General features: G+C 56.9%; 1 rRNA gene (only partly in view). It reads right to left on the bottom strand.

Features of this window, described 5'->3' with window-relative positions:
• Positions 1 to 21: 21 nt before the first annotated feature.
• Positions 22 to 1,414, bottom strand: a 23S ribosomal RNA gene (locus ABZ876_RS39005); it runs 1,372 nt beyond the window's last position.

Below are 1,414 nucleotides of genomic sequence, written 5' to 3'. Positions count from 1 at the left end.
ACACAGTGGACGCGAGCAACTGAGGACAAGCCCTCGGCCTATTAGTACCGGTCACCTCCACACGTTACCGTGCTTCCAGATCCGGCCTATCAACCCAGTCGTCTACTGGGAGCCTTACCCCATCAAGTGGGTGGGAGTCCTCATCTCGAAGCAGGCTTCCCGCTTAGATGCTTTCAGCGGTTATCCCTCCCGAACGTAGCCAACCAGCCATGCCCTTGGCAGGACAACTGGCACACCAGAGGTTCGTCCGTCCCGGTCCTCTCGTACTAGGGACAGCCCTTCTCAAGACTCCTACGCGCACAGCGGATAGGGACCGAACTGTCTCACGACGTTCTAAACCCAGCTCGCGTACCGCTTTAATGGGCGAACAGCCCAACCCTTGGGACCGACTCCAGCCCCAGGATGCGACGAGCCGACATCGAGGTGCCAAACCATCCCGTCGATATGGACTCTTGGGGAAGATCAGCCTGTTATCCCCGGGGTACCTTTTATCCGTTGAGCGACGGCGCTTCCACAAGCCACCGCCGGATCACTAGTCCCGACTTTCGTCCCTGCTCGACCCGTCGGTCTCACAGTCAAGCTCCCTTGTGCACTTACACTCAACACCTGATTGCCAACCAGGCTGAGGGAACCTTTGGGCGCCTCCGTTACTCTTTAGGAGGCAACCGCCCCAGTTAAACTACCCATCAGACACTGTCCCCGATCCGGATCACGGACCCGGGTTAGACATCCAGCACGACCAGACTGGTATTTCAACGACGACTCCACCCGAACTGGCGTCCGAGCTTCACAGTCTCCCAGCTATCCTACACAAGCCGAACCGAACACCAATATCAAACTGTAGTAAAGGTCCCGGGGTCTTTCCGTCCTGCTGCGCGAAACGAGCATCTTTACTCGTAGTGCAATTTCACCGGGCCTATGGTTGAGACAGTCGAGAAGTCGTTACGCCATTCGTGCAGGTCGGAACTTACCCGACAAGGAATTTCGCTACCTTAGGATGGTTATAGTTACCACCGCCGTTTACTGGCGCTTAAGTTCTCAGCTTCGCCCCACCGAAATGGAGCTAACCGGTCCCCTTAACGTTCCAGCACCGGGCAGGCGTCAGTCCGTATACATCGCCTTACGGCTTCGCACGGACCTGTGTTTTTAGTAAACAGTCGCTTCTCGCTGGTCTCTGCGGCCACCCCCAGCTCGAGGAGCAAGTCCTCTCACCAGGTGTGGCCCCCCTTCTCCCGAAGTTACGGGGGCATTTTGCCGAGTTCCTTAACCATAGTTCACCCGAACGCCTCGGTATTCTCTACCTGACCACCTGAGTCGGTTTAGGGTACGGGCCGCCATGAAACTCGCTAGAGGCTTTTCTCGACAGCATAGGATCATCCACTTCGCCACAATCGGCTCGGCATCAGGTCTCAGC

This window comes from Streptomyces sp. NPDC046931, from assembly GCF_040644655.1.
Taxonomy (GTDB): domain Bacteria; phylum Actinomycetota; class Actinomycetes; order Streptomycetales; family Streptomycetaceae; genus Streptomyces.
Note: the sequence above shows the minus strand (reverse complement) of the source record. Positions and strands in the feature narration are given on the sequence as shown.